The organism is Sphingopyxis sp., assembly GCF_035944815.1.
Lineage (GTDB): Bacteria > Pseudomonadota > Alphaproteobacteria > Sphingomonadales > Sphingomonadaceae > Sphingopyxis.
Map to the genome: position 1 here is coordinate 202,929 of NZ_DASZAU010000010.1, position 21,056 is coordinate 223,984.

The following is a 21,056-nucleotide window of genomic DNA, read 5'->3' on the forward strand; positions in this document are numbered from 1 at the left end:
CATGGACCGCACCCTCATCCTGCTGCTGGCGCTCGCGCCGGCCGGGACGGCGCACGCCGAGGAGGTGGTGCTGAAACCCCTCGGCGAAGCCCGCATCCGCTATGAAAATGTCGATCAGGACGGGCTCGCCGCCGGCGCCGACGCGCTCACCCTGCGCGTCCGCGCCGGAGTCGAGGCAAAGGCCGGGCGCTGGTCGGCACTGGTCGAGGGCCAGGGCAATCTCGCCATCGTCGACGACTATTTCGACGGCCTCCACGGCGCCGCGACGCGGCCGCTGGTCGCCGATCCCGACAATATCGGCCTGTCGCGTGCACAGCTTCGCTATGCCGCGCCCGCCTTTGCAATCACCGCGGGACGGCAGCGGCTCGGTTTCGACGACGAACGTTTCGTGGGCTCGGTCGGATTTCGCCAGAATGGCCAGAGCTTCGACGCAGTGCGCGCCGAGGTCACCCCGGTGAAGGGCGTGAAGGCCGATATCGCCTATGCGTGGAGCATCCGCACGATCTGGGGGATCGACGGTACGGGCGCACGGCAGCAGGCGGTATCGGGCGACAATCTCTTCGCCAATTTGAGCGTGCAGACCCCCGCCGGCAAAATCGCCGCCTTCGCCTATCTGGTCGATCAGGACGAGGCCGCGATGCAGGGCTTCCGCATGTCGAGCCAGAGTTATGGCGTCCGACTCGACGGCAGCCAGCCGCTCGGCGAGGCCAAGCTCGCCTATCAGCTGAGCTATGCGCGCCAGTCCGACTGGCACCGCAACCCCAATGACTATGCCGCCGACTATTGGCTCGCCGATGTCGCGGTCGATCTTGGCGGACCCCGCGTCGGCGTCGGGTACGAGGTACTTGGAGCCGGCGACGGAATTGCGCTCACCAGCTTCCAGACCCCGCTCGCGACGGGGTTCAAATTCCAGGGCTGGGCCGACAAATTTCTCGTCACCCCGCCCGACGGCGTCCGCAATCTTTATGCGAGCGCGGGCTGGGGCTGGAAGGCGGTGGGGCCTCTCAGGGCGGTAACCCTGCAGGCCGTCTACCACGACTATCGCAGCGACCGCGCCTCGCGTTCCTATGGCGACGAAATCGACCTGCTCGCCAGCGCCAAGCTCGGCAAATTCACCGCCTCGGCGCGCTACGCGCACTACGACGCCGACACTTTCGCCACCGACACCGACAAATTCTGGCTGCAACTGGACTGGATGCTCTGATGGAACACCGCCCCCTCAAACCCGACGCCGACACGCGCGAGCATCTGGTCGTCATCGGCAACGGCATGGCCGGCTGCCGCGCGGTCGAGGAACTGCTCTCGCGCGATCCGAACCGCTACCGCGTGACGATCTTCGGCGCCGAACCGCGCGTCAATTACAACCGCATCATGCTCTCGCCCGTGCTCGCGGGGGAGAAATGCTTCGACGACATCGTGATCAACGACGCCGCATGGTACGCCGACAATGGCATCGCACTCGTCGCGGGCGATCCGGTCGCGGTGATCGACCGCACGGCGAAGACGGTAACGACGCGCAGCGGGCTCGTCGAGAGCTATGACAAGCTGCTGATCGCCACCGGCTCCGATCCCTTCATCATCCCCGTCCCCGGCAAGGATCTCCCCGGCGTGATCGCCTTCCGCGACATGGACGATGTCGACACCATGTTGGCGGCCGCCGACGCGGGCGGCGACGCCGTTGTGATCGGCGGCGGCCTGCTCGGGCTCGAGGCCGCGCATGGCCTGTCTTTGCGCGGCATGAAGGTCACGGTCATCCACCTGATGCCGACGCTGATGGAACGCCAGCTCGACGAAGCCGCCGGCTGGCTGCTCAAAAATGCTCTCGAAGCGCGCGGCCAGACGATCCTGACCGGCGCTGACACGGCAGAAATCGTTGGAAACGGCAAGGTCGAGGGCGTCGAGCTCAAGGACGGCACCCTGATCCCCGCCAGCCTCGTCGTCATGGCGGTGGGTATCCGCCCCTCGGTCGCCCTCGCCCGCGATGCGGGCCTCGCGGTCGGGCGCGGCATCCAGGTCGACGATCATATGGTGACGAGCGACCCCGCGGTGCTCGCGGTCGGCGAATGCGTCGAGCATGACGGGCAGGTCTACGGCCTTGTCGCACCCTTGTGGGACATGTGCCGCAGCCTCGCCGACGGGCTGGTCGAACAGCACAGCGGGTATCGCGGCTCGGTCACCTCCACCAAGCTCAAGGTCTCGGGCATCGACGTTTTCTCCGCGGGCGACTTCTCGGGCGGCGACGGCTGCGAGGATATCGTGCTCCGCGACGCGAGCCGAGGCGTCTACAAGCGCGTCATCGTCAAGGACGACCGCATCGTCGGCGCGGTGCTCTACGGCGACACCGCCGACGGCAGCTGGTATTTCGACCTGCTCAAGAAGCAGGAGGACGTCTCCGATCTCCGCGACCTGCTGATCTTCGGCCAGGCCTTCGCCGCGGGAGGCGGCGCGGCGGACCCTAAGGCGGCCGTTGCGGCGCTTTCCGACGATGCGGAAATCTGCGGCTGCAACGGCGTTACCAAGGGCCAGGTCGTCTCGTGCATCGCCAAGGGCGCGCACAGCCTCGACGCGGTGCGCGGCACCTGCAAGGCCTCGGCAAGCTGCGGCAGTTGCACCGGCCTCGTCGAAAATCTGCTCGCGCTGACGCTGGGCGACGATGTCCAGTCGGGGCCGAAAACGATGTGCAAATGCACCAGCTTCGGCCACGACGACGTCCGCCGCGAAATCGTCGCGCAGGCGATGCGCTTGATCCCCGAGGTGATGCAGAAGCTGCACTGGACGACCCCCGACGGCTGCTCGTCGTGCCGCCCCGCGCTCAATTACTATCTGCTCTGCGCGCTGCCCGGCGAGTATGTCGACGACCAGCAGAGCCGCTTCGTCAACGAACGCCTCCACGCAAATATACAGAAGGACGGCACTTACTCGGTCGTCCCGCGCATGTGGGGCGGGCTCACCAACCCGACCGAGCTGCGCGCGATCGCCGATGTGGTCGAGAAATATAACGCGCCGATGGTCAAGGTCACCGGCGGCCAGCGGCTCGACATCTTCGGGATCAAAAAGGAGGATTTGCCCGCGGTCTGGGCCGATCTCAACGCCGCCGGCATGGTCTCGGGCCACGCCTATGGCAAGGCGCTGCGCACCGTGAAGACCTGCGTCGGGTCCGAATGGTGCCGGTTCGGCACACAGGATTCGACCGGGCTCGGCGTCAAGCTCGAGCGGATGAGCTGGGGCAGCTGGATGCCGCACAAGTTCAAGATCGCGGTCTCCGGCTGCCCGCGCAACTGCGCCGAGGCGACGATCAAGGATTTCGGCGTCGTCTGCGTCGACAGCGGCTACGAGCTGCACGTCGGCGGCAATGGCGGCATCCATGTCCGCGCCACCGACCTGCTCTGCAAGGTCGCGACCGAGCAGGAGGCGATGGATTATTGCGCCGCCTTCATCCAGCTCTACCGCGAGGAAGCGCGCTACCTCGAACGCACCGCGCCGTGGATCGAGCGCGTCGGGCTGGCCCATATCGTCGCGCGCATCGTCGACGATGAACCGGGCCGCGAGGCGCTGCGCGCGCGCTTCCTCTACTCGCAAAGCTTTTCGCAGGACGACCCCTGGGCGCAGCGTGCCGAGGGCGCCGAGGCCGAACATCACGCGCCGATGGCGCGCTTCACCCCGCATAAGGAAATCGCATGACCAGCACCGCCGAATGGCTCGATATCGGCTGGGTCGACCAGATCCCCGTGCGCGGCAGCCGCACCGTGCAGGTCGAAGGCGGCGACGACATCGCCGTCTTCCGCACCGCCGAGGGCAAGGTCTTCGCATTGCTCGACCGCTGCCCGCACAAGCATGGACGGTTAAGCCAGGGCATAGTCCATGGCGGCGCCGTCGCCTGCCCCCTCCACAATTGGAGGATCAGCCTGTCGACCGGCGAAGCGCTCGGCGAGGACAAGGGCTGCACCCCGACCGTCCCGGTCAAGATAGACGGCGGCCGCGTCCTCATCTGCCGAGCCGGCACGCTAAAGGCCGCGGCCTGATGGTCGAGGCGGTCCGCACCACCTGCGCCTATTGCGGCGTCGGCTGCGGTATCCGCGCGACGGTGACGGGCGCACGGAGCGTAGAGATCGCGGGCGATCCCGATCATCCCGCCAATCGCGGCCGCCTCTGCTCGAAAGGCACGCATCTCGGCGAGACGGTCGGGCTGGAGGGCCGCCTCCTCCATCCGATGATCGGCAACAAGCGGACAAGTTGGGACAAGGCGCTCGACCTCGTCGCGAAGCGCTTCAACGAGACGATCGCGCGCCACGGTCCGGGCAGCGTCGCCTTCTATATTTCGGGACAGCTCCTCACCGAGGATTATTACGTCGCGAACAAGCTGATGAAGGGCTTCATCGGCACCGCGAACATCGACACCAATTCGCGCCTCTGCATGTCGAGCGCGGTCGCGGGCCACACCCGCGCCTTCGGCGAGGACATCGTTCCCGCCACCTACGACGATCTCGACGCCGCCGACCTGTTCGTCCTCGTCGGCAGCAATACGGCGTGGTGCCATCCGATCGTCTACCAGCGCATCCGCGCGCGCTGCGAGGCGGGCGCCAAGCTCGTCGTCATCGACCCGCGCCGCACCGAAACCGCCGAGGAAGCCGACCTGCACCTCGCCATCCGCCCCGGCAGCGACGTCGCGCTGATGAACGGCCTGCTCCAGCATTGCCGTGAGACCGGTATCGTCGATGAAGACTATCTCGCCGCCCATGTCGCGGTGCCCGCCGATTTCTGGGACAAGCTTGGAGAGGGGAATGACCTGTGGTCGGTGGCGCGCATTTGCGATGTCCCCGCCGCCGACCTCAGGCGTTTCTATGAACTGTTCGCGGCGACCCCGCGCACCGTCACTTTGTTCAGCCAGGGGATCAACCAAGCAACCGCCGGCACCGACCAGGTCAACGCCATCCTCAACCTCCACCTCGCGACCGCGCGCATCGGCAAGCCCGGGGCGGCGCCCTTCTCGATCACCGGCCAGCCCAATGCGATGGGCGGGCGCGAGGTCGGCGGACTCGCCTCGACCCTCGCCGCCCATATGGATTTCGCGCCCGAGAACCGCGCCCGCGTCCAGCGTTTCTGGGCCTCGCCGACAATGGCCGAGAAGCCGGGCCTGAAAGCCGTCGACCTGTTCCGCGCGATCGGCGAGGGGCGGATTAAGGCGCTGTGGGTGATGGCGACCAACCCTGCCGTGTCGATGCCCGACGGCAATGCGGTGCGCGACGCGCTCAAGACCTGCCCCTTCGTTGTCGTCAGCGACGTGATCGAAAAGACCGACACGGGCGCCTTCGCGCATGTCCGCCTGCCCGCCGCAGCCTGGGGCGAAAAGGACGGCACCGTCACCAACAGCGACCGCACGATCAGCCGCCAGCGCGCGCTCTTTCCGCTCCCCGGCGAGGCGATGCCCGACTGGTGGATCGTCAAGCAGATCGGCCGGCGCATGGGGTGGAAGACCGCCTTTGCCTACGACCGCCCCGCTGACATCTGGCGCGAGCATTGCCGCCTGTCGAATTACGACAATGACGGCGCCCGCCTCTTCGCGCTGCCCGGCGCCGCACTGGGCGGTACCGCCGCCTATGACGCAATGCAGCCCTTTCGCTGGGGCGGTGACCATCCCTTTGCCAACGGCCGCTTCTCAACCGAGGACGGCCGCGCGCGCCTCGTTCCCGTTGCGCAAAAGCCGCTCCCCGAACCGCTCGCCAAATGGCCGCTGACGCTCAACACCGGGCGTTACCGCGACCAATGGCACACGATGACGCGCACCGGCCTCGCCCCCAAGCTCGCACGCCACCGCGAAGAGCCACTCGTCGAAGTCCACCCCGACGACGCCGCGCGGCTGGAGCTGACCGACGGCGGTCTGGCGCGCGTCGAAACGCCCCAGGGCGACAGCCTCTACCGCGTCGCCTTCCACGCCGGCCAGCGCCCCGGCGAGCTTTTCGTGCCGATCCACTGGACCGACCGCACCGCGAGCGGCGGCCGCACCGGGCTGCTGCCCCGCCCGCTCGTCGATCCGGTGTCGGGCCAGCCGGGGTTCAAGCGCACCCCCGCATCGATCGCCGCCGTCACCCCCAAATGGCGCGGCTTCCTGCTCCTGTCGCGCGAACTTGCCGGCACCCCGCGCTGCCTGTGGGCGACGCGCGTCGCGGTGCCGTCGGGGGTGCTGTGGGAGATCGCCGGCAACGGCGACCTCAAGAGCATCGAGGCCCTGCTCCCCAAGGGCGAGCGCATAGAGGCGCAGGACGCCGCGCGCGGCACGCGGCGCATCGCGATCGTCGCGAGCGGCCGCCTCATCGGCGCGCTCTTCGTTACCGAGAGCGGCGAACTGCCCCCGCGCGACTGGCTGATCGGCCAGCTGGCGGCGCCCGAGGTCGCCCCCACCCTGCTCGCCGGCCGCGCGCCCGGGGTACAGGCCGACCGAGGCCCGATCATCTGCGTCTGCTTCGACATCGGGCTCAAGACCATCGTCGCGGCGATCCGCGACCAGAAGCTGACCGACACCGCCGCCATCGGCGCCGCGATCGGCGCCGGCACCAATTGCGGCTCGTGCCGCCCCGCGCTCGCGCGCATCCTGGCCGAGGAGACCAGCAATGCAGCCTGACGATTTTACGCCCGGCACCGTATGGCTGGTCGGCGCCGGCCCCGGCGATCCCGACCTGCTGACGATGAAAGCTGTCCGCCTGATCGGGCGCGCCGACATCGTCTTTTACGACGCGCTCGTCGGCGATGGTGTGCTGGCACTGATCCCCCGACACACCGAGCGCGTCAGCGTCGGCAAAAGGTCGGGGCGGCATTCGAAGGATCAGCGGACGATCGACGCAATGCTTGTCGAGGCAGCGGCAGCCGGGAAAAGGGTCGTGCGCCTGAAGGGTGGCGATCCCTCGATCTTCGGCCGGTCCGGCGAGGAACTGGCGGCGCTCCGCGCGGCGGGTTATGCCGTTCATATCTGCCCCGGCATCACAAGCGCCTGCGCCGCAGCGGCGTCTGCCGGTATCTCGCTCACGCTACGCGGCGTCTCCCGCGACGTCCGCTTCGTCACCGCGCACAGCAAGCGCGGCGCGGCGCTCGACATCGACTGGACCTCTCTCGCCAGCGGTGGGTCGACCCTCGCTTTCTACATGGGCCGCGACGCGGCGGGCGCGATCATGCGCGGCCTGATGCGCGCTGGCATGGCGGGCGACACGCCCGTGATGATCGCGTGTGACGTCAGCGGCCCCGACGAACGGCGGCTGGCGACGCGACTCGCCCTGCTCGAACTCGCCACCGGGTCCTTCGCGGCAAGCGCCCCGACGCTGATTCTCGTCGGCGAAGCGGTCGGTCAGGCGGATATCGCGCTGGCCCTGCCCGATATCGCTGCAAGATCGAGCATGCTTAGTCCTGCCCGAATTGCCACGAGCGAAGCGGCGCGCCCACAGCGGACACGTCCATGCTGATCGCCCTGTTGCTGGCTCGTTTTCGCGCGACCGAAAGGCGGATCATGCTCCCGGAGCGAACAAATCCCGCAAATCTCGGATCGGCACTCGACGCGATAGGGCGAAAGGTCGCTGCCGGGAGCGCGTCGACGCTTTCAACGAGCGAGAGCAGACTCTGGAATACCGCAGTCGTGATTTCATACCTGTCTTCGGCACTGCGCGATCATGTGCCGGACAACGCTCGCGTTCTCAGCTGGTCCGCTGCCCGTGCCGGCTTCAAAGATATGGGGCTGCCGGCTGCGGCCGAATTCGTGACGTCATTGGTGACCGAGCTCGCTTTTCGGAGCGATCTCGATCCCCGCGACCGACGCGGCGAAACGGCCTCCTTGCTCAGGCTTGCGGCACTGAAGGGGCAATTTTCGGCGATCGAAGAAGCATACGATCTTAAGGACATGCTGGGGCAGATGGTCAAACGCGCGTCCCGTTAGCGACCCTAGCTCAGCAGCAATATGGCCACGGCCACCAAAATGCCGAGCAGCAGGGCGCCCGGAACGGCATATTCGCGTATCAACCTTCGGGCGGGACTTTCCGCCGGCGGCCAGACGGAAACTTCATCGGGAGCATCGCGCCACTGATCGGCGTCGGCGTTGCGGGGCAACGATGCGGGCGCGTGCACCAGCCCCGGGCCACTCATACCGCTCGCCAGCGCGAGTTTTTCGAAAGTCGCAGCCATCTTGTCCGACTTCAGTCGGCGAGCGACCGATGTCAGCCGTTCGTCTTCTCCTGCTGCGGGAAGCGACCCCACCAGATGCTCGACCTCGGCATCGAGCGCATGGAGCTCATCGATGACCTCCAGTACCCGCGACCGGTCACCGCGCTCGAAGGCGAGTTGCAACCGCATCAGCGACAGGATGCCGAGGCGGCAATATTGAAGTCCGAGCACCTGATCGGCGAGGTTCGGCGCGGCGGCACCAGCCGGTGCGAGGTGAGCAACATCGCTTTCGCCCTGCCCAAAAGATTGGACGCCCATAATCGCTCCTGCCGCTTATACCACTTATGGACGGCCTATAGCGAAGCGATAATCGAGGGAAACGCGATCAGGTCCGTCGTGCCGGGGGTGCGGCGGGCGGTGCCGCGACCGCGCACCGGCCGATCGAGAAGGTCATTTTTGACGCCGCGACGTCAAGAGGCGCGAGGCGGCTAGGGATCATCGCGCGCGCCTGCAGCCTTTTCCTCCCTTGTTATCAACAGCCCCCTTTGAACCAGCGCAGCATTGCATTATCCCGGCGCCCGCACACTGCCCCGGCTCGTTTCCATCCGGCCCGAAAGAGCCTCGTTCCAAAGTTGATCCAGACCATGACCGAAACCGCAACGCTCTCCCCCGTCGACCGCCTGCTCGCCATCATGCGGCAGCTGCGCAATCCCGACGGCGGATGCGAATGGGATCTGGCGCAGAGCTTCGCGACGATCGCGCCCTATACGATCGAGGAAGCCTATGAGGTTTCGGATGCCATTGCGAATGGCGATCCGGCGGCGATTTGTGACGAGCTTGGCGACTTGCTGCTCCAGGTCGTTTTTCACAGCCAGATCGCAACCGACGAAGGCCTGTTCAGTTTCGACGATGTTGCCAATGCGATCAGCGACAAGATGGAACGCCGGCACCCGCATATCTTCGGCGACGGCAAGACCGACGATGTCCGTCAGCAATGGGAACAAATCAAGGCAGCCGAGCGCGCCGTCGACGGACCGACGAGCGCGCTCGCCGGCGTGGCCTTGTCCTTGCCCGCGTTGCTGCGCGCGCAAAAGCTGCAGGGCCGCGCCGCACGCGTCGGTTTCGACTGGCCCGATACCGACGCGCCGCGTGCAAAGATCGACGAGGAGTTGGCCGAGGTTGCCGCGGCAACCGACGATGCCGAGCGGCACGAAGAAGTCGGCGACCTGCTGTTCGCGGTCGTCAACTATGCCCGCAAGCTCGGCATCGATGCCGAAAGCGCGCTCCGCGATGCCAATCTGAAATTCGCGCGGCGCTTTGCAGCCATGGAAGAGCGCGCCGGCGGCAGCCTGGCCGGGCTGTCACTCGATGTGCAGGAAGATCACTGGATCGCGGTCAAGGCCGCGGAACGTCTCCAGGGGGGCTGACCCTCGCCGGCCATAACCGCTCGAAACGCGCGCTGTCCGCGGGGTCGAGCCGGACGGTCAGCACATGGCCTTCGTCCTGCGGCTCGTCGGCCAAAACCTCGCCGCGCGCGTGAAGCCACGCCGCCGCCTCACCCTCGCTGTAACTCAGATAGATGCGCTGCACCTTGTGCTGCGCGGTCAATTGCGACGCCATCAGGACGCGCGCGGCTTCGACGCCCTCGCCCGTCACCGCCGAAATGACCGCGACGTCGGGCCGCCGCGCCGCCATCTCCTCGACCGCCGCGCGCGCATCGGCATCGGCGGTGTCGATCTTGTTCCAGATTTCGATCTGCGGAACCGCGGCGGGGGCATCGCCCTCCCCATCGTCCTGCGGGCCATTGACGCCGAGCGAGTCCAATATCGCACGCACATCGTCATATTGCGCTTCGCTGTCGGGATGGACGATGTCGCGGACATGGACGATCAGGTCGGCGGTCGTGACCTCCTCGAGCGTCGCGCGAAAAGCCGCGACCAGCTGCGTCGGCAGGTCGGACACGAAACCGACGGTGTCCGACAGGATCGCCTTTTCGATGCCCGGCAGCCCGATTTCGCGCATCGTCGGATCGAGCGTCGCGAAGAGCATGTCTTCTGCCATGACGTCACTTCCGGTCAAGCGGTTGAAGAAAGTCGATTTTCCGGCATTGGTATAGCCGACGAGCGCGACGACCGGCCAGGGCGCGCGCTGGCGCTTCGAGCGCTGGAGTTGGCGCGTGCGGCGCGCATCCTCGAGGCTGCGCCGTATGCGCGCCATGCGGTTGCGGATCATCCGCCGGTCGGCCTCGATCTGCGTTTCGCCGGGGCCGCCGAGGAAGCCGAAACCGCCGCGCTGACGCTCGAGGTGGGTCCAACTGCGCACGAGCCGCCCCGCCTGATAGTCGAGATGCGCGAGTTCGACCTGCAATCGCCCCTCGGCGGTCGCGGCGCGCTCGCCGAAGATTTCGAGGATCAGGCCGGTGCGGTCGATGACCTTGGTACCGAAAGCGGTTTCGAGATTGCGCTGCTGGATCGGGCTGAGCGCGGCATCGACGACGACGAGCTGGACGCCCTTCGCCGCAATGTCGGGCGCGATCGCCTCGATCTGGCCAACGCCGAGCAGCGTCGCCGCGCGCGTCTGGCGCAGCCGCAGCGTATGGACCGCAACGACGTCGAGCCCGATCGCGAGCGCGAGCCCCCTCGCCTCCTCGGCGCGCGCGTCGAGGTCGCGCGCGAGGTGCTGGCTATGCCATTCGGGCACGACGACAAGCGCGGCGGCGCCGCGCGTTACCTCGTCTTCATTGTCGGCGATCAAGTTTTTTGGCGGGTCGATCAGGCGTCGTCCGTCTCGCCGTCAGCCTCGCCATTATCGGTCAGGTTGATCGGCCCGTTCGGCTGAACCGTCGAAATCGCGTGCTTGTAGACAAGCTGTACCTGCCGCTCGCGCTCAAGCAGCATGCAGAACAGGTCGAACGCGACGATATCGCCCTGCAGCATCACGCCGTTGACGAGGAACATCGTCACCGATTCGTCGGAACGGCGTACCGCGTTCAGGAACACATCCTGCAATGCCTTGCCCTTGCCGGCAGGCGCATCGCGCAGATTGTCGCCGAGCAGCGCCAGATCGAAATCGTGCGACGGCATCACGGTCGAAATCGCATGCTTGTAGACAAGCTGCGACTGCCCGTCGCGGCGAAGCAGCAACGAGAAATTGTCGAACCAGGTGATGATGCCCTGCAATTTGACGCCCTTGACCAGGAACATGGTCACCGGGGTCTTGCTACGCCGGACGGCGTTGAGGAAAAGATCCTGGAGATTCTGATTCTTATCGGACATATTTGCCTCCTGTTCTTGGCGGCGAAGCCGCGTTTCGATGCTCGGTAGCCCCGGCATCTTTGACCTTCTTGAGCGCCGCACTATGCGGCAAAGTATACGGAACGTCTAGCGCAAAGCCATCAGCCGTCGCCGTCCGAACTCTCGGTAAGGCCCAAAAGTTTCAGTTTGCGGTGCAACGCCGAGCGTTCCATCCCGATAAAGCTCGCCGTGCGCGAGATATTGCCCGAAAAACGGTTGATCTGGATGCGCAGATATTCGCGTTCGAAATTCTCGCGCGCCTCCTTGAGCGGGATCGCCGTGATCGATTCCGAATTGGGCAGGATATCGGTCCCCCCGCGCACAAGTTCGGCGGGCAGCATGTCGGCATCGATGCGGCTCAGCCGGTCGCTCGGCGCGAGGATCATCACGCGCTCGATCACATTCCTGAGTTCGCGGACATTGCCCGGCCATTCATGCGCCTGCAGCGCCGCCATCGCTTCCGAGCTGATCTCGGGCGGCGGGACGCGGCGGTCGGCGGCGTAGCGGCGGATATAATGGTCGCACAGGCTCGCGATATCGTCGCGCCGCTCGCGCAGCGGCGGGATATGCACCGGCACGACATTGAGCCGGTAATAGAGATCCTCGCGAAAGCGGCTTTCGGCGATTTCGGTCATCAGGTCGCGCGCCGACCCCGAAATGATACGCACATCGACGCGGATCATCGTGCGCCCGCCGACGCGCGCGAAGCTCTGGTCGGTGAGGACGCGCAGGATCTTGCCCTGCGTCGTCAGCGGCATGTCGGCGACCTCGTCGAGGAACAATGTCCCGCCATGCGCCTGTTCGAGCAGCCCGACGCGGATCGATCCATCCTCGGCTTCCGACCCGAACAATTCGGTCTCGACCGTTTCGGGATCCATACGCGCCGAGGAAATGACGCGGAACGGCGCATTCTGCCGCCCGCTCCAGCCGTGCAGCACGCGCGCGGCGACCTCCTTGCCGACGCCCGGCGCGCCGGTGATCAGCACGCGGCTTCCCGTCCCCGCCACGCGCTTCAGCGTCGCGCGGACATTGTTGATCGCTGCGCTCGTTCCCGTGAGTTCGTCCGAGGGCCCCGCCTTTTCGCGCAGCTGCTCATATTCGAACTTCAACCGCTCGCTCTCGGTCGCGCGCGCGACGAGGTGGAGCAGGCGCGACGCCTCAAACGGCTTTTCGATGAAATCGAACGCGCCGCGGCGGATCGCCGCCACCGCGGTGTCGAGCCCGCCATGCCCCGAAATGACGATGATCGGCAGCGTCGGGTCGAACGCCTTGATCGCCTCGACCAGCCCCAGCCCGTCGAGCCGCGATCCCTGGAGCCAGACGTCGATCAGCGCGAGCGACGGGCGCCGCTGGCGGATCGCTTCGAGCGCCGAATCGCTGTCGGAGGCGGTTCGCGCCTCATAGCCTTCGTCTTCCATGACCCCGGCGACGAGGTCGCAGATGTCGCGTTCGTCGTCGACGATCAGAATATCAAGCGCCATGATCTTCTCTGTCCTGCCGGTTCCGGATGCGTCCGGGAACCGATTCACCTTGTCCCAAGCCGGCTTCCCCGCCACGTCCGGCCAGCGGCCTTAACCGGTCGGGGTGGAGCGTCAGCGTCACGCGCGTTCCCTGCCCCGCCGGATTGTCGGAAAATTCCAGTTCGCCATAATGTTGTTCGACGATCTTCTTGACGATCGCGAGCCCGAGCCCGGTGCCGCCCTGCCGCGTCGTCATATAGGGTTCGGCGATCGCGTCGCGCGCCTCGGGAAGCCCGATGCCGTCGTCGGTCACGCGGATCAGCAATTCGCCGCCCGGCGCTATCGCGAGCTCGGCATCAACGTGACCGACGGGCACTTCTTCCGAATTTTTCGTCTTTTCTTCAATTGCTTCCACCGCATTTTTGACGATATTCGTCATTGCCTGCGACAGCAGGCGGCGGTCGCAGACGAGCGGTTCGATTTCGTCGGGCGTACGGATCGCAAAGACGATATCGGGCTTGGCGACCTCGAACAGGAACACCGCCTGCCGCAGGATGTCGCGGACATCCTCGACCCCGAAGGTCGGTTTCGGCATGCGCGCAAAGCTCGAAAATTCGTCGACCATCCGCCGCATGTCGTGAACCTGGCGGATCACCGTGTCGGTGAGCTTGCGGAAGGTCGCGGCATCGCCCTCGACCTTGTCGCCGAAGCGCCGCTGGAGCCGTTCGGCGGCGAGCTGGATCGGCGTCAGCGGGTTCTTGATCTCGTGCGCGATACGCCGCGCGACGTCGGACCAGGCAGCGCGGCGCTGGTCGAGCAATTGCTGGGTGATATCCTCGAAACTCAGGACGAAGCCGTCGCCCTGCGCCACCGCCTTCGCCGCAAGCGTCGCGGGTTCGGCATCGTTGCGCGCGAGCTGGACGATCCCTTCGCGTTCGTCGCCGGTCAGCAGCCGCGCAAGTTCGGGCGCGACCTCCTCGAGCGGGCGCCCGGTCAGGCATTCGGCCGACTGGCAGATCAGCCGCTCGGCCGCGGCATTCGCCAGAAGGATGCGATGGTCGGCATCGACCGAAACCACCGCCGACGACACGCCGCTGAGCACCGCCTCGATAAAGCTGCGCCGCGCCTCGAGCTGTTCGTTGACGCTGACGAGCGCACCGGTCTGCCCCTGCAACTGCTCGGTCATGCGGTTGAACGCCACCGTCAGTACGGCAATTTCGTCGTTACGCGTCGACGGCGTAACGCGCACCGACAGGTCGCCGCCCGCAGCGGTCCTTGCGGCACCGACAAGCGTCCCGAGCGGTCGCACGATCCGATCGGCCACAACGATCGCGCCGATCACGGCGAGCGCGAGCAACAGCAATGAACCGAGATACAATGCCCCGTTGAACTGCAACTGCAGGAGCTGCGACCGCTCGAACAGCGCATTATAATCGGCAAGCACGGTGCTCGCGCGCTCGAACTGTTGCAGCCCCAGCGAATTTGCGTCGCGCGACGCGTAGAGATAGGCATTTTTCCGTCCGGGAACGCGCGTCGCCGCCTCGATCCGGTCGCTCTGGCGGGTCACGATGACATTTTCGCCGGCATTTAGCTGCGCCACCATTGCCGGCGAGATCCGCGCCTCCGCGGCCCGATTGTCGGGGTCGATCATCACCGGCGTGCGGGCGATACCGTCGGACCCGATTTCGATAATCGCCGATTCATTCAGTTCGCGAACCACCACCTGCTGCAGGTACGCATCCGAAAAGGAACTGCTATCGATCGGGAACCGGTCGAGATACCCGCCCAGATCCTTCGCCATTGCGACGGTGTTCGCACCCACCGATTGCTGGCTGTCTTCATAGAAAGCCTGCGCGAGGTTCGCCGCATTTTCGAACATGCCGCGCGAGCGGTCCGAATACCAGAAGTCGACGCCGAACTGGAACAGCAGCGAGGCAAAGATGACGACCAGCATCGTCGGCGCTGCTGCGATCAGCGAGAACAGCGCGACGAGCCGGACATGGAGGCGGCCGTTGCCTCCCGCCATCGACCGGACCGCGCGCGCGCGCGCGACGCGGCTGCCGATCAGCACGATCAGCGCCATCGCGGGTACGAGGTTGGCAACCATGATCGCAGCGACGAGCGCGGGCGTCAGCAACCGTTCGCTCTGCGCATCGCCGGTCACGAAAATGTAGGTGGCCACCGCCACGCTGACGATCACGGCGAGCGTGTAATATTCGGGCGCCGCAAAGCGCCAGAAGCCCGAGCGCACTTCCTGACCGTCCGAATCCATATCGAAAGCCAAGGAGGAGGATTGCGCCATTGTTGCTGCGTTACGACAAACCTGTTGCATAGAAAACACACAATTTGCGCGCGTGTCGCCCAAATGCCCCGATTCCGGGTTTATCGTCGCCCTCAGGGGTGCGCAGGGTCGATATCGAGCTGCCCGAGCCGCTTGCGCAGCGTGTTGCGGTTGATGCCAAGACGTCGCGCGGCTTCGAGCTGGTTGCCGCGCACGTCGCGCAGGACCCGCCGGAACAGCGCCGCTTCGACGATCGATTCGAGCTGTTCGTGGATATCGCCGTCGCCCGCGGGGCCCGCCATTTGTTCGCGCGCCCAGTCGTCGACCGCGCGGGCGATAAGCACTGCGGGTTCGACCGCGCCGCCACCCTCGCCGCTTTCGTGCAGCACGGTCTCGACGTCGCGCACCGTGACGACGGTATCGCGCGACAGCACCGCGAGCCGCTGGACGACATTGCCCAGCTCGCGGACATTGCCCGGCCAGTCGTAGCGTTCGAGCCATTGCATCGCGGCGGGGGCGAACTGGCGGTCGGGTAGTCCCGAAGCGCGCCCCGTCTCGACGAAATGGCGGACGAGCGCCGCGATATCGCTGCGCCGGTCGCGGAGCGGCGGCAATGTGACGGGGATGACGTTGAGCCGGTAGAACAGATCCTCGCGGAACCGGCCATCGGCGACGAGTGTGCGCATGTCGCGGTGCGTCGCCGCGATCACGCGAACATCGGCGCGCAGCGCCTGGTTGCCGCCGACGGTCGAATATTCGTTGCTTTGCAGCACGCGCAGAAGGCGTGTTTGCGCCTCGAGCGGCATGTCGCCGATTTCGTCGAGGAACAGCGTGCCGCCCGCCGCCTGTTCGAAGCGGCCCGCGTTGCGGCTGTGCGCGCCGGTAAAGGCGCCCTTTTCGTGCCCGAACAGCTCGGCCTCGATCAATTCGCGCGGGATCGCGGCCATGTTGATCGCGACGAACGGGCCGGCACGGCGAAGGCCCGTGGCGTGGATCGCGCGCGCGACGACTTCCTTGCCGGTTCCCGATTCGCCGAGGATCAGCACCGCGAGGTCGTTCGACGCGAGCCGCGCGATCGTGCGGTACACGGCCTGCATCGCAGGCGCGCGCCCGACGAGCCCATGGCTGTCGGCCTGTGCCGGGTCGGCCCGGACCGCCGGCTCGGCACGCCGCTGGAGCGCGGCGCGGACGCTCGCAGTCAATTCGTCGAGGTCGAACGGCTTGGGCAGATAATCATAGCTGCCGATCCCCGTCGCGCGCACCGCGGTGTCGAGCGTATTCTGCGCCGACAGGACGATGACCGGTGTGCCGGCGTCGACGCCCGCCCCGGGCAGCGAGTCGATGCCGTCGCCGTCGGGCAGGACGACGTCCGAAATAACGAGGTCGGGACGGTTGTCGGCGAGCCAGGCGTTGCGTTCGGCGATGCTCGCGACCGACGCGAAATGTGCGCATTCGCCGACCAGCGTTTCGCGGATGATCATCGCGATCGCGGGATCGTCCTCGACCAGCAGGATGGTCTTGCCCTTGCTCATGCCGATCGTCCCTTTTGCGCGACGGGAAGGTGGACGCGAAAGCGCGTCCAGTCGCCGTCGCGGATATGCTGGACCGTCCCGCCCATGTCGCGCGCCAGCTTGGCGACCAGCGCAAGGCCAAGCCCCCGCCCTTCGCGCTTCGTCGTCACGAACGGGTCGAACAGGTCGCCGCGGATATCGGCGGGCACGCCGGGACCATTGTCGCTGACGCTGACCTCGATCGGCAACGCGATCCGCCCGCGCCCGTCGCCATTGTCGATCGACAGGCCGTGGCGATACGCGGTGGTCAGCCGCACGACGCCATCGTCGCGTCCGCCGAGCGCCTCGCATCCGTTGGTCACGAGGTTGAGCAATATCTGCACCATGGCGTCATGGTTTCCGTGCACCAGTGGCAGCGACGGATCGAAATCCTCGGCGAACCGGACGCCGGGGAACTGGCGCGCGCGCGCGGTTTCCATCGCCTGGTGGATCGGCTGGTACAGGTTGATCGGACCGCAGGCGATCGGCTGCCCGCGCGAGAAATGCTCCATCTGGTCGATCAGCGTCGCGATGCGGTCGACCTCGGCGCAGATCAGCGTCGTGAAGCGTTCGCCCGCCGCGTCGGTCTTGCGCGCGAGCAATTGCGCCGCGCCCTTGATCCCGGCGAGCGGGTTCTTGATCTCGTGCGCCAGCATCGATGCGGCCGCGCCCGCCGCGCGGCCCGACCGCCCGATCGCGCCGCCCATCAGTTCGGAATCGCTCTGCGACGGCACCAGCGCGAGGATGCGATGGCCGCTGTGGCCATAGGGGACCATCTGCATGTCGACGAAGACCGCCTTGCGCCCGCCCACCGAAATCTCCGTGCGATGCGCGAAAAGCGCCGACGTCGCGGCGTCGCTCATCCGCTGGCGATAGTTGCGGTCCATATGGATGACGTCATGGACGACGCGCCCGACCATCGCCGACCGGCTCATGTTGCAAAGCTGTTCGGCGGCGGCGTTGACGAACAATACCACGCCCCCGCCATCGATCAGCAGGGTCGGAACAGGGTGCGACTGGATCAGCTCGTCATGGTCGAAGCTCGGGATGCTCGACGTCAGAGCGCTCACGCAGCGGCCTTGGTAAGATGCGGGCCGTAAAAGGCTTCGAGCGCATCGAGGACCCCCTTGCTGTCGGGGATCTGGTTGACCTTGTTGCGGAACTCGGCCGAGCCGTGCAGTCCCTTGACGTACCAGCCGAGATGCTTGCGCGCCATATTGACGCCGGTCATCTCGCCATAATGGTCGATCATCGCCCGGTAATGCGATGTGATGACGTCATATTGTTCGTCGAGGCCGGGGTCGGGGCGTTCGGCCTCGCCGCGCAGCGCCGCCATCACCTGCCCGAGCAGCCAGGGGCGGCCATAGGCGCCGCGCCCGATCATGACGCCATCGGCGCCGCTCTGCGCTAGCGCTGTCTTCGCATCGTCGGCCGAACAGATGTCGCCGTTGACGATCACCGGGATCGACACCGCATCCTTGACGCTGCGCACGAAACCCCAGTCGGCCTCGCCGCGGTACATCTGGTTGCGCGTGCGGCCGTGGACGGTGACGAGCTTCGCCCCCAGATCCTCGGCGATATGCGCGAGCTCGGGGGCGTTCAGGCTGTCATGGCACCAGCCCATGCGCATCTTGACCGTCACCGGGACCGATACGGCCTTCACGCAGCTTTCGATCAGCGCCGCGGCGAGCTTGAGGTCGCGCATCAGCGCCGAACCCGCATCGCCGTTGGTGACCTTGCGCACCGGGCAACCCATGTTGATGTCGATGATCGACGCGCCGCGATCCTCGTTGAGCTTCGCCGCCTCGCCCATTTCATAGGGCGTGCAGCCGACGAGCTGCATCGACACCGGCTCTTCCACCGGGTCCCAGGCGGCTTTCTGGATCGACTGGCGCGTCTCGCGGATCGCGGCCTGGCTTGCGATCATCTCGGTCACGTTGAGCCCCGAGCCATAATAGCGGACGAGCTTGCGGAACGGCAGGTCGGTGACGCCCGTCATCGGCGCGAGGATCACGGGATCCGCGATGGTGATATTGCCGATCTGGATGGGCCTGAGCGGCGCCATGGCGGGGAGCTTTCGTTCGAATTGCCTAAATTTTGTGCAGCCCCTACACGCTAAGCCGCTTTCCCGCAAGGCGCGGCTGCGCTAACCGGCGCGGCTGATGTCCGAGTCCGCCCCTTCCCCTGCCCCGCGCGTCGCGGCGATACTCCTCGCTGGCGGCCGGGGAACGCGCGCGGGTTTCGCCCGCCCGAAACAGCTCGAACCGCTCGGCGGCAAACCGGTCCTGCGCTGGAGCCTCGATGCGCTGGCGGGACATGATGCGATTTCGGCGGGCGTGATGGTGGCGGACGACGACGTCACAGCGGCGATTGCCCCCCTGCCCGGTGGCTGGATTTCCGCCGCCCCGGGCGCGGAACGGCAGGATTCGGTCGGCAATGCGCTCGCCGCGCTCGCCGACTGGGGGGACGACGCGCTCGTCCTCGTCCACGATGCCGCGCGGCCGGGATTGACCGCCGACGTCGTCGACCGCCTGCTGGCGGCCTTGCACGACGCCGACGCTGCGATCCCGACCCTGCCGGTGCCCGACACGCTCGTCGCGCAATCGGGCAATGCGGCCGGCGACGTGGTCGATCGCAGTGCGCTCGCCCGCGTCCAGACGCCGCAGGCATTCCGCCTCGGCACGCTGCGCCGCGCGCACGCCGGGGCCGCCGGCGTGGCCGCGACCGACGACGCCCAGCTCGTGCGCCGGCTGGGGGTTGCAGTGGTGGCGATGCCAGGCGACGCACGGCTCCACAAACTGACATATGCCGAGGATATGGCGATCCTCGCGGGACTATTGGGGATTGGCACGATGACGCGAACCGCGGTCGGCATGGGATATGACGTCCACCGCCTCGTGACAGGCAAACCGCTGTGGATCGGTGGGATAGAAATCGCACATAGTCATGGACTTGAAGGCCATAGCGATGCCGACGTCGGGCTTCACGCACTGACCGATGCGATCCTCGGCGCGCTCGCCGACGGCGATATTGGCGACCATTTCCCGCCGAGCGATCCGCAATGGCGCGGCGCCGCGTCGCACCGCTTCCTCGCCTTTGCCGCCGGGCGCGTCGCGGCGCGCGGCGGACGGATCGATCATGTCGACCTGACAATCATCGCCGAAGCGCCCAAAATCGGTCCGCACCGGCCGGCGATCCGGGCGCGGATATCCGAAATCCTTGCGATTCCCCTCGAACGGGTTAGTGTGAAGGCGACAACGACAGAGCGGCTGGGCTTTACCGGCCGCCGCGAGGGGATAGCGGCCCAGGCCGTCGCAACCTTGAAACTTCCGGAGAATTGAACCTTGCAGTCTGTCGAAAAAGCGCGCCTCGCCGCGCGCGACGAACTCGCTACGAGCGTCCTCGCCAACAACCGCGCCGTCGCCCGCAAGGTCGCAGTCGCGGAAAGCTGCACCGGCGGCATGGTGAGCGTGGCGCTGACCGACATAGCGGGCAGCTCGGATGTGTTTTCCGGGGGCTTCATCACCTATTCGGCGCATGCCAAGCAGACCCAGCTCGACGTCAGCAGCGAGATTATCGAAACCTTTGGCGAAGTGTCGCTGGCGACCGCCTGGGCGATGGCCGCGGGAGCACTGGCGAACAGCGACGCCGACGTCGCGGTGGCGATCACCGGCATCGCCGGCCCCGGCGGCGGGTCGGAGAAAAAGCCGGTCGGACTGGTGGTATTCGCCCGCGCGCTGCGCGGGCAGGATCCCGACGATTATTTCACCCAGCGCGTGCAGTTCGAAGATGGCGACCGCGCCAGCATCCGCCAGGCCGCGACGCTGTTCGCGCTCGACCTGCTTCAGCCCGAAAAGGACGGGTTGCGGCCGTCGGAGGATATCGCGCTACCGGCGCCGTAAAGTTCGTCGGCGCGCGTTTCGAACGCCGCGATCATCTTGCGCAGCGCCTTGTCGAACATCTGTCCCGCGAGCGCCTCGAACATGCGGCTGCGGAACGAGAAATCGACCATGAAATCGACCCGGCAGCCGCCACCGTCGGCGGGCTGGAAATGCCATTCATTGTTGAGATGCTTCATCGGCCCGTCGATGTAGCTCACCACCACCTCGCCCGGGCGCTGTTTGTGGACGCGGCACGAAAAGCTTTCGCGCAGCCCCTTGAAGCCGACGATCATGTCGGCAACCGTTTCATGCTCGCTGTCGCTGCGCAGGCGCAGCGCGATCACCCAGGGCAAAAACTCGGGATAGCGCTCGATATCGGTGACGAGCGCGAACATCTGCTCGTCGCTATACGGCAGGACGCGGGTTTCGTGATGCCGCGGCAAAGGTTG

At 66.5% G+C, this 21,056-nt stretch carries 18 protein-coding genes; 9 read left to right on the top strand and 9 right to left on the bottom strand.

Going from position 1 to position 21,056, the window contains the following annotated elements:
- Position 1: 1 nt before the first annotated feature.
- The 6 genes from VGU00_RS15875 to VGU00_RS15900 are packed head-to-tail and all read left to right on the top strand — an operon-like array spanning position 2 to position 7,918.
- Complete coding sequence (locus VGU00_RS15875; RefSeq protein ID WP_327470223.1) at positions 2-1,204, top strand: hypothetical protein; 1,203 nt, start codon at positions 2-4, stop codon at positions 1,202-1,204.
- On the top strand, positions 1,204-3,681 hold the full coding sequence (gene nirB / locus VGU00_RS15880) for a nitrite reductase large subunit NirB (protein WP_327470225.1): 2,478 nt from the start codon (positions 1,204-1,206) through the stop codon (positions 3,679-3,681). The genes VGU00_RS15875 and nirB overlap by 1 nt, the downstream gene beginning before the upstream one ends.
- Positions 3,678-4,022: a nitrite reductase small subunit NirD gene (nirD, locus tag VGU00_RS15885; protein ID WP_327470227.1), complete on the top strand. Its 345-nt coding sequence runs from the start codon at positions 3,678-3,680 to the stop codon at positions 4,020-4,022. Before nirB ends, nirD begins: the two co-directional genes overlap by 4 nt.
- Positions 4,022-6,619, top strand: coding sequence for a molybdopterin-dependent oxidoreductase (locus VGU00_RS15890; protein WP_327470228.1), 2,598 nt, complete (start codon positions 4,022-4,024; stop codon positions 6,617-6,619). Before nirD ends, VGU00_RS15890 begins: the two co-directional genes overlap by 1 nt.
- Positions 6,609-7,451, top strand: a complete 843-nt coding sequence (gene cobA / locus VGU00_RS15895) for a uroporphyrinogen-III C-methyltransferase (protein WP_327470230.1) — start codon at positions 6,609-6,611, stop codon at positions 7,449-7,451. The genes VGU00_RS15890 and cobA overlap by 11 nt, the downstream gene beginning before the upstream one ends.
- Positions 7,445-7,918, top strand: a complete 474-nt coding sequence (locus VGU00_RS15900; protein WP_327470232.1) for a hypothetical protein — start codon at positions 7,445-7,447, stop codon at positions 7,916-7,918. Before cobA ends, VGU00_RS15900 begins: the two co-directional genes overlap by 7 nt.
- A gap of 5 nt (positions 7,919-7,923) precedes the next feature.
- Here VGU00_RS15900 and VGU00_RS15905 read toward each other — a convergent pair whose 3' ends face one another.
- Positions 7,924-8,460: a hypothetical protein gene (locus VGU00_RS15905; protein WP_327470234.1), complete on the bottom strand. Its 537-nt coding sequence runs from the start codon at positions 8,458-8,460 to the stop codon at positions 7,924-7,926.
- Positions 8,461-8,786: 326 nt separating this feature from the next.
- Here VGU00_RS15905 and mazG point away from each other — a divergent pair, with 326 nt between their 5' ends.
- Entirely contained in the window at positions 8,787-9,569 is a 783-nt protein-coding gene (gene mazG, locus VGU00_RS15910) for a nucleoside triphosphate pyrophosphohydrolase (RefSeq protein WP_327470414.1), read from the top strand.
- Here mazG and hflX read toward each other — a convergent pair.
- From hflX to dusB, 7 genes are all read right to left on the bottom strand, one after another.
- Complete coding sequence (gene hflX / locus VGU00_RS15915) at positions 9,538-10,896, bottom strand: GTPase HflX (protein WP_414713555.1); 1,359 nt, start codon at positions 10,894-10,896, stop codon at positions 9,538-9,540. The genes mazG and hflX overlap by 32 nt on opposite strands.
- Positions 10,897-10,913: 17 nt before the next feature.
- Positions 10,914-11,474 (bottom strand): RNA chaperone Hfq, encoded by a 561-nt coding sequence (gene hfq, locus VGU00_RS15920; protein ID WP_414713556.1) that lies wholly within the window; start codon positions 11,472-11,474, stop codon positions 10,914-10,916.
- Positions 11,475-11,536: 62 nt separating this feature from the next.
- A complete protein-coding gene (locus VGU00_RS15925; RefSeq protein ID WP_327470238.1) occupies positions 11,537-12,916 on the bottom strand; it encodes a sigma-54 dependent transcriptional regulator in 1,380 nt (459 codons plus the stop codon).
- Complete coding sequence (locus tag VGU00_RS15930) at positions 12,906-15,179, bottom strand: sensor histidine kinase (protein ID WP_327470240.1); 2,274 nt, start codon at positions 15,177-15,179, stop codon at positions 12,906-12,908. The genes VGU00_RS15925 and VGU00_RS15930 overlap by 11 nt, the downstream gene beginning before the upstream one ends.
- Positions 15,180-15,289: 110 nt before the next feature.
- Positions 15,290-16,708, bottom strand: a complete 1,419-nt coding sequence (locus tag VGU00_RS15935) for a sigma-54 dependent transcriptional regulator (protein ID WP_327470242.1) — start codon at positions 16,706-16,708, stop codon at positions 15,290-15,292.
- Entirely contained in the window at positions 16,705-17,796 is a 1,092-nt protein-coding gene (locus VGU00_RS15940; RefSeq protein WP_327470244.1) for a two-component system sensor histidine kinase NtrB, read from the bottom strand. Before VGU00_RS15940 ends, VGU00_RS15935 begins: the two co-directional genes overlap by 4 nt.
- Complete coding sequence (dusB, locus tag VGU00_RS15945) at positions 17,793-18,791, bottom strand: tRNA dihydrouridine synthase DusB (RefSeq protein ID WP_327470246.1); 999 nt, start codon at positions 18,789-18,791, stop codon at positions 17,793-17,795. Before dusB ends, VGU00_RS15940 begins: the two co-directional genes overlap by 4 nt.
- A gap of 97 nt (positions 18,792-18,888) precedes the next feature.
- On the opposite strand from dusB, the gene ispF reads away from it, so the two are divergent.
- Together ispF and VGU00_RS15955 are read left to right on the top strand one after the other, a co-directional pair.
- Positions 18,889-20,067 (top strand): 2-C-methyl-D-erythritol 2,4-cyclodiphosphate synthase, encoded by a 1,179-nt coding sequence (ispF, locus tag VGU00_RS15950; protein ID WP_327470248.1) that lies wholly within the window; start codon positions 18,889-18,891, stop codon positions 20,065-20,067.
- Between the two features lie 3 nt (positions 20,068-20,070).
- On the top strand, positions 20,071-20,628 hold the full coding sequence (locus VGU00_RS15955; protein ID WP_327470250.1) for a CinA family protein: 558 nt from the start codon (positions 20,071-20,073) through the stop codon (positions 20,626-20,628).
- Here the strand turns inward: VGU00_RS15955 and VGU00_RS15960 are convergent.
- Positions 20,571-21,050, bottom strand: a complete 480-nt coding sequence (locus VGU00_RS15960) for a type II toxin-antitoxin system RatA family toxin (protein ID WP_327470252.1) — start codon at positions 21,048-21,050, stop codon at positions 20,571-20,573. The genes VGU00_RS15955 and VGU00_RS15960 overlap by 58 nt on opposite strands.
- Positions 21,051-21,056 lie beyond the last annotated feature (6 nt).

Excerpts from the sequence above, each read along its gene's own strand:
- VGU00_RS15875 (WP_327470223.1), top strand. The coding sequence starts at position 2 with ATGGACCGCACCCTCATCCTGCTGCTGGCGCTCGCGCCGGCCGGGACG.
- nirB (WP_327470225.1), top strand. The coding sequence starts at position 1,204 with ATGGAACACCGCCCCCTCAAACCCGACGCCGACACGCGCGAGCATCTG.
- nirD (WP_327470227.1), top strand. The coding sequence starts at position 3,678 with ATGACCAGCACCGCCGAATGGCTCGATATCGGCTGGGTCGACCAGATC.
- VGU00_RS15890 (WP_327470228.1), top strand. The coding sequence starts at position 4,022 with ATGGTCGAGGCGGTCCGCACCACCTGCGCCTATTGCGGCGTCGGCTGC.
- cobA (WP_327470230.1), top strand. The coding sequence starts at position 6,609 with ATGCAGCCTGACGATTTTACGCCCGGCACCGTATGGCTGGTCGGCGCC.
- VGU00_RS15900 (WP_327470232.1), top strand. The coding sequence starts at position 7,445 with ATGCTGATCGCCCTGTTGCTGGCTCGTTTTCGCGCGACCGAAAGGCGG.
- VGU00_RS15905 (WP_327470234.1), bottom strand. The coding sequence starts at position 8,460 with ATGGGCGTCCAATCTTTTGGGCAGGGCGAAAGCGATGTTGCTCACCTC.
- mazG (WP_327470414.1), top strand. The coding sequence starts at position 8,787 with ATGACCGAAACCGCAACGCTCTCCCCCGTCGACCGCCTGCTCGCCATC.
- hfq (WP_414713556.1), bottom strand. The coding sequence starts at position 11,474 with ATGCCGGGGCTACCGAGCATCGAAACGCGGCTTCGCCGCCAAGAACAG.
- VGU00_RS15925 (WP_327470238.1), bottom strand. The coding sequence starts at position 12,916 with ATGGCGCTTGATATTCTGATCGTCGACGACGAACGCGACATCTGCGAC.
- VGU00_RS15935 (WP_327470242.1), bottom strand. The coding sequence starts at position 16,708 with ATGAGCAAGGGCAAGACCATCCTGCTGGTCGAGGACGATCCCGCGATC.
- dusB (WP_327470246.1), bottom strand. The coding sequence starts at position 18,791 with ATGGCGCCGCTCAGGCCCATCCAGATCGGCAATATCACCATCGCGGAT.
- ispF (WP_327470248.1), top strand. The coding sequence starts at position 18,889 with ATGTCCGAGTCCGCCCCTTCCCCTGCCCCGCGCGTCGCGGCGATACTC.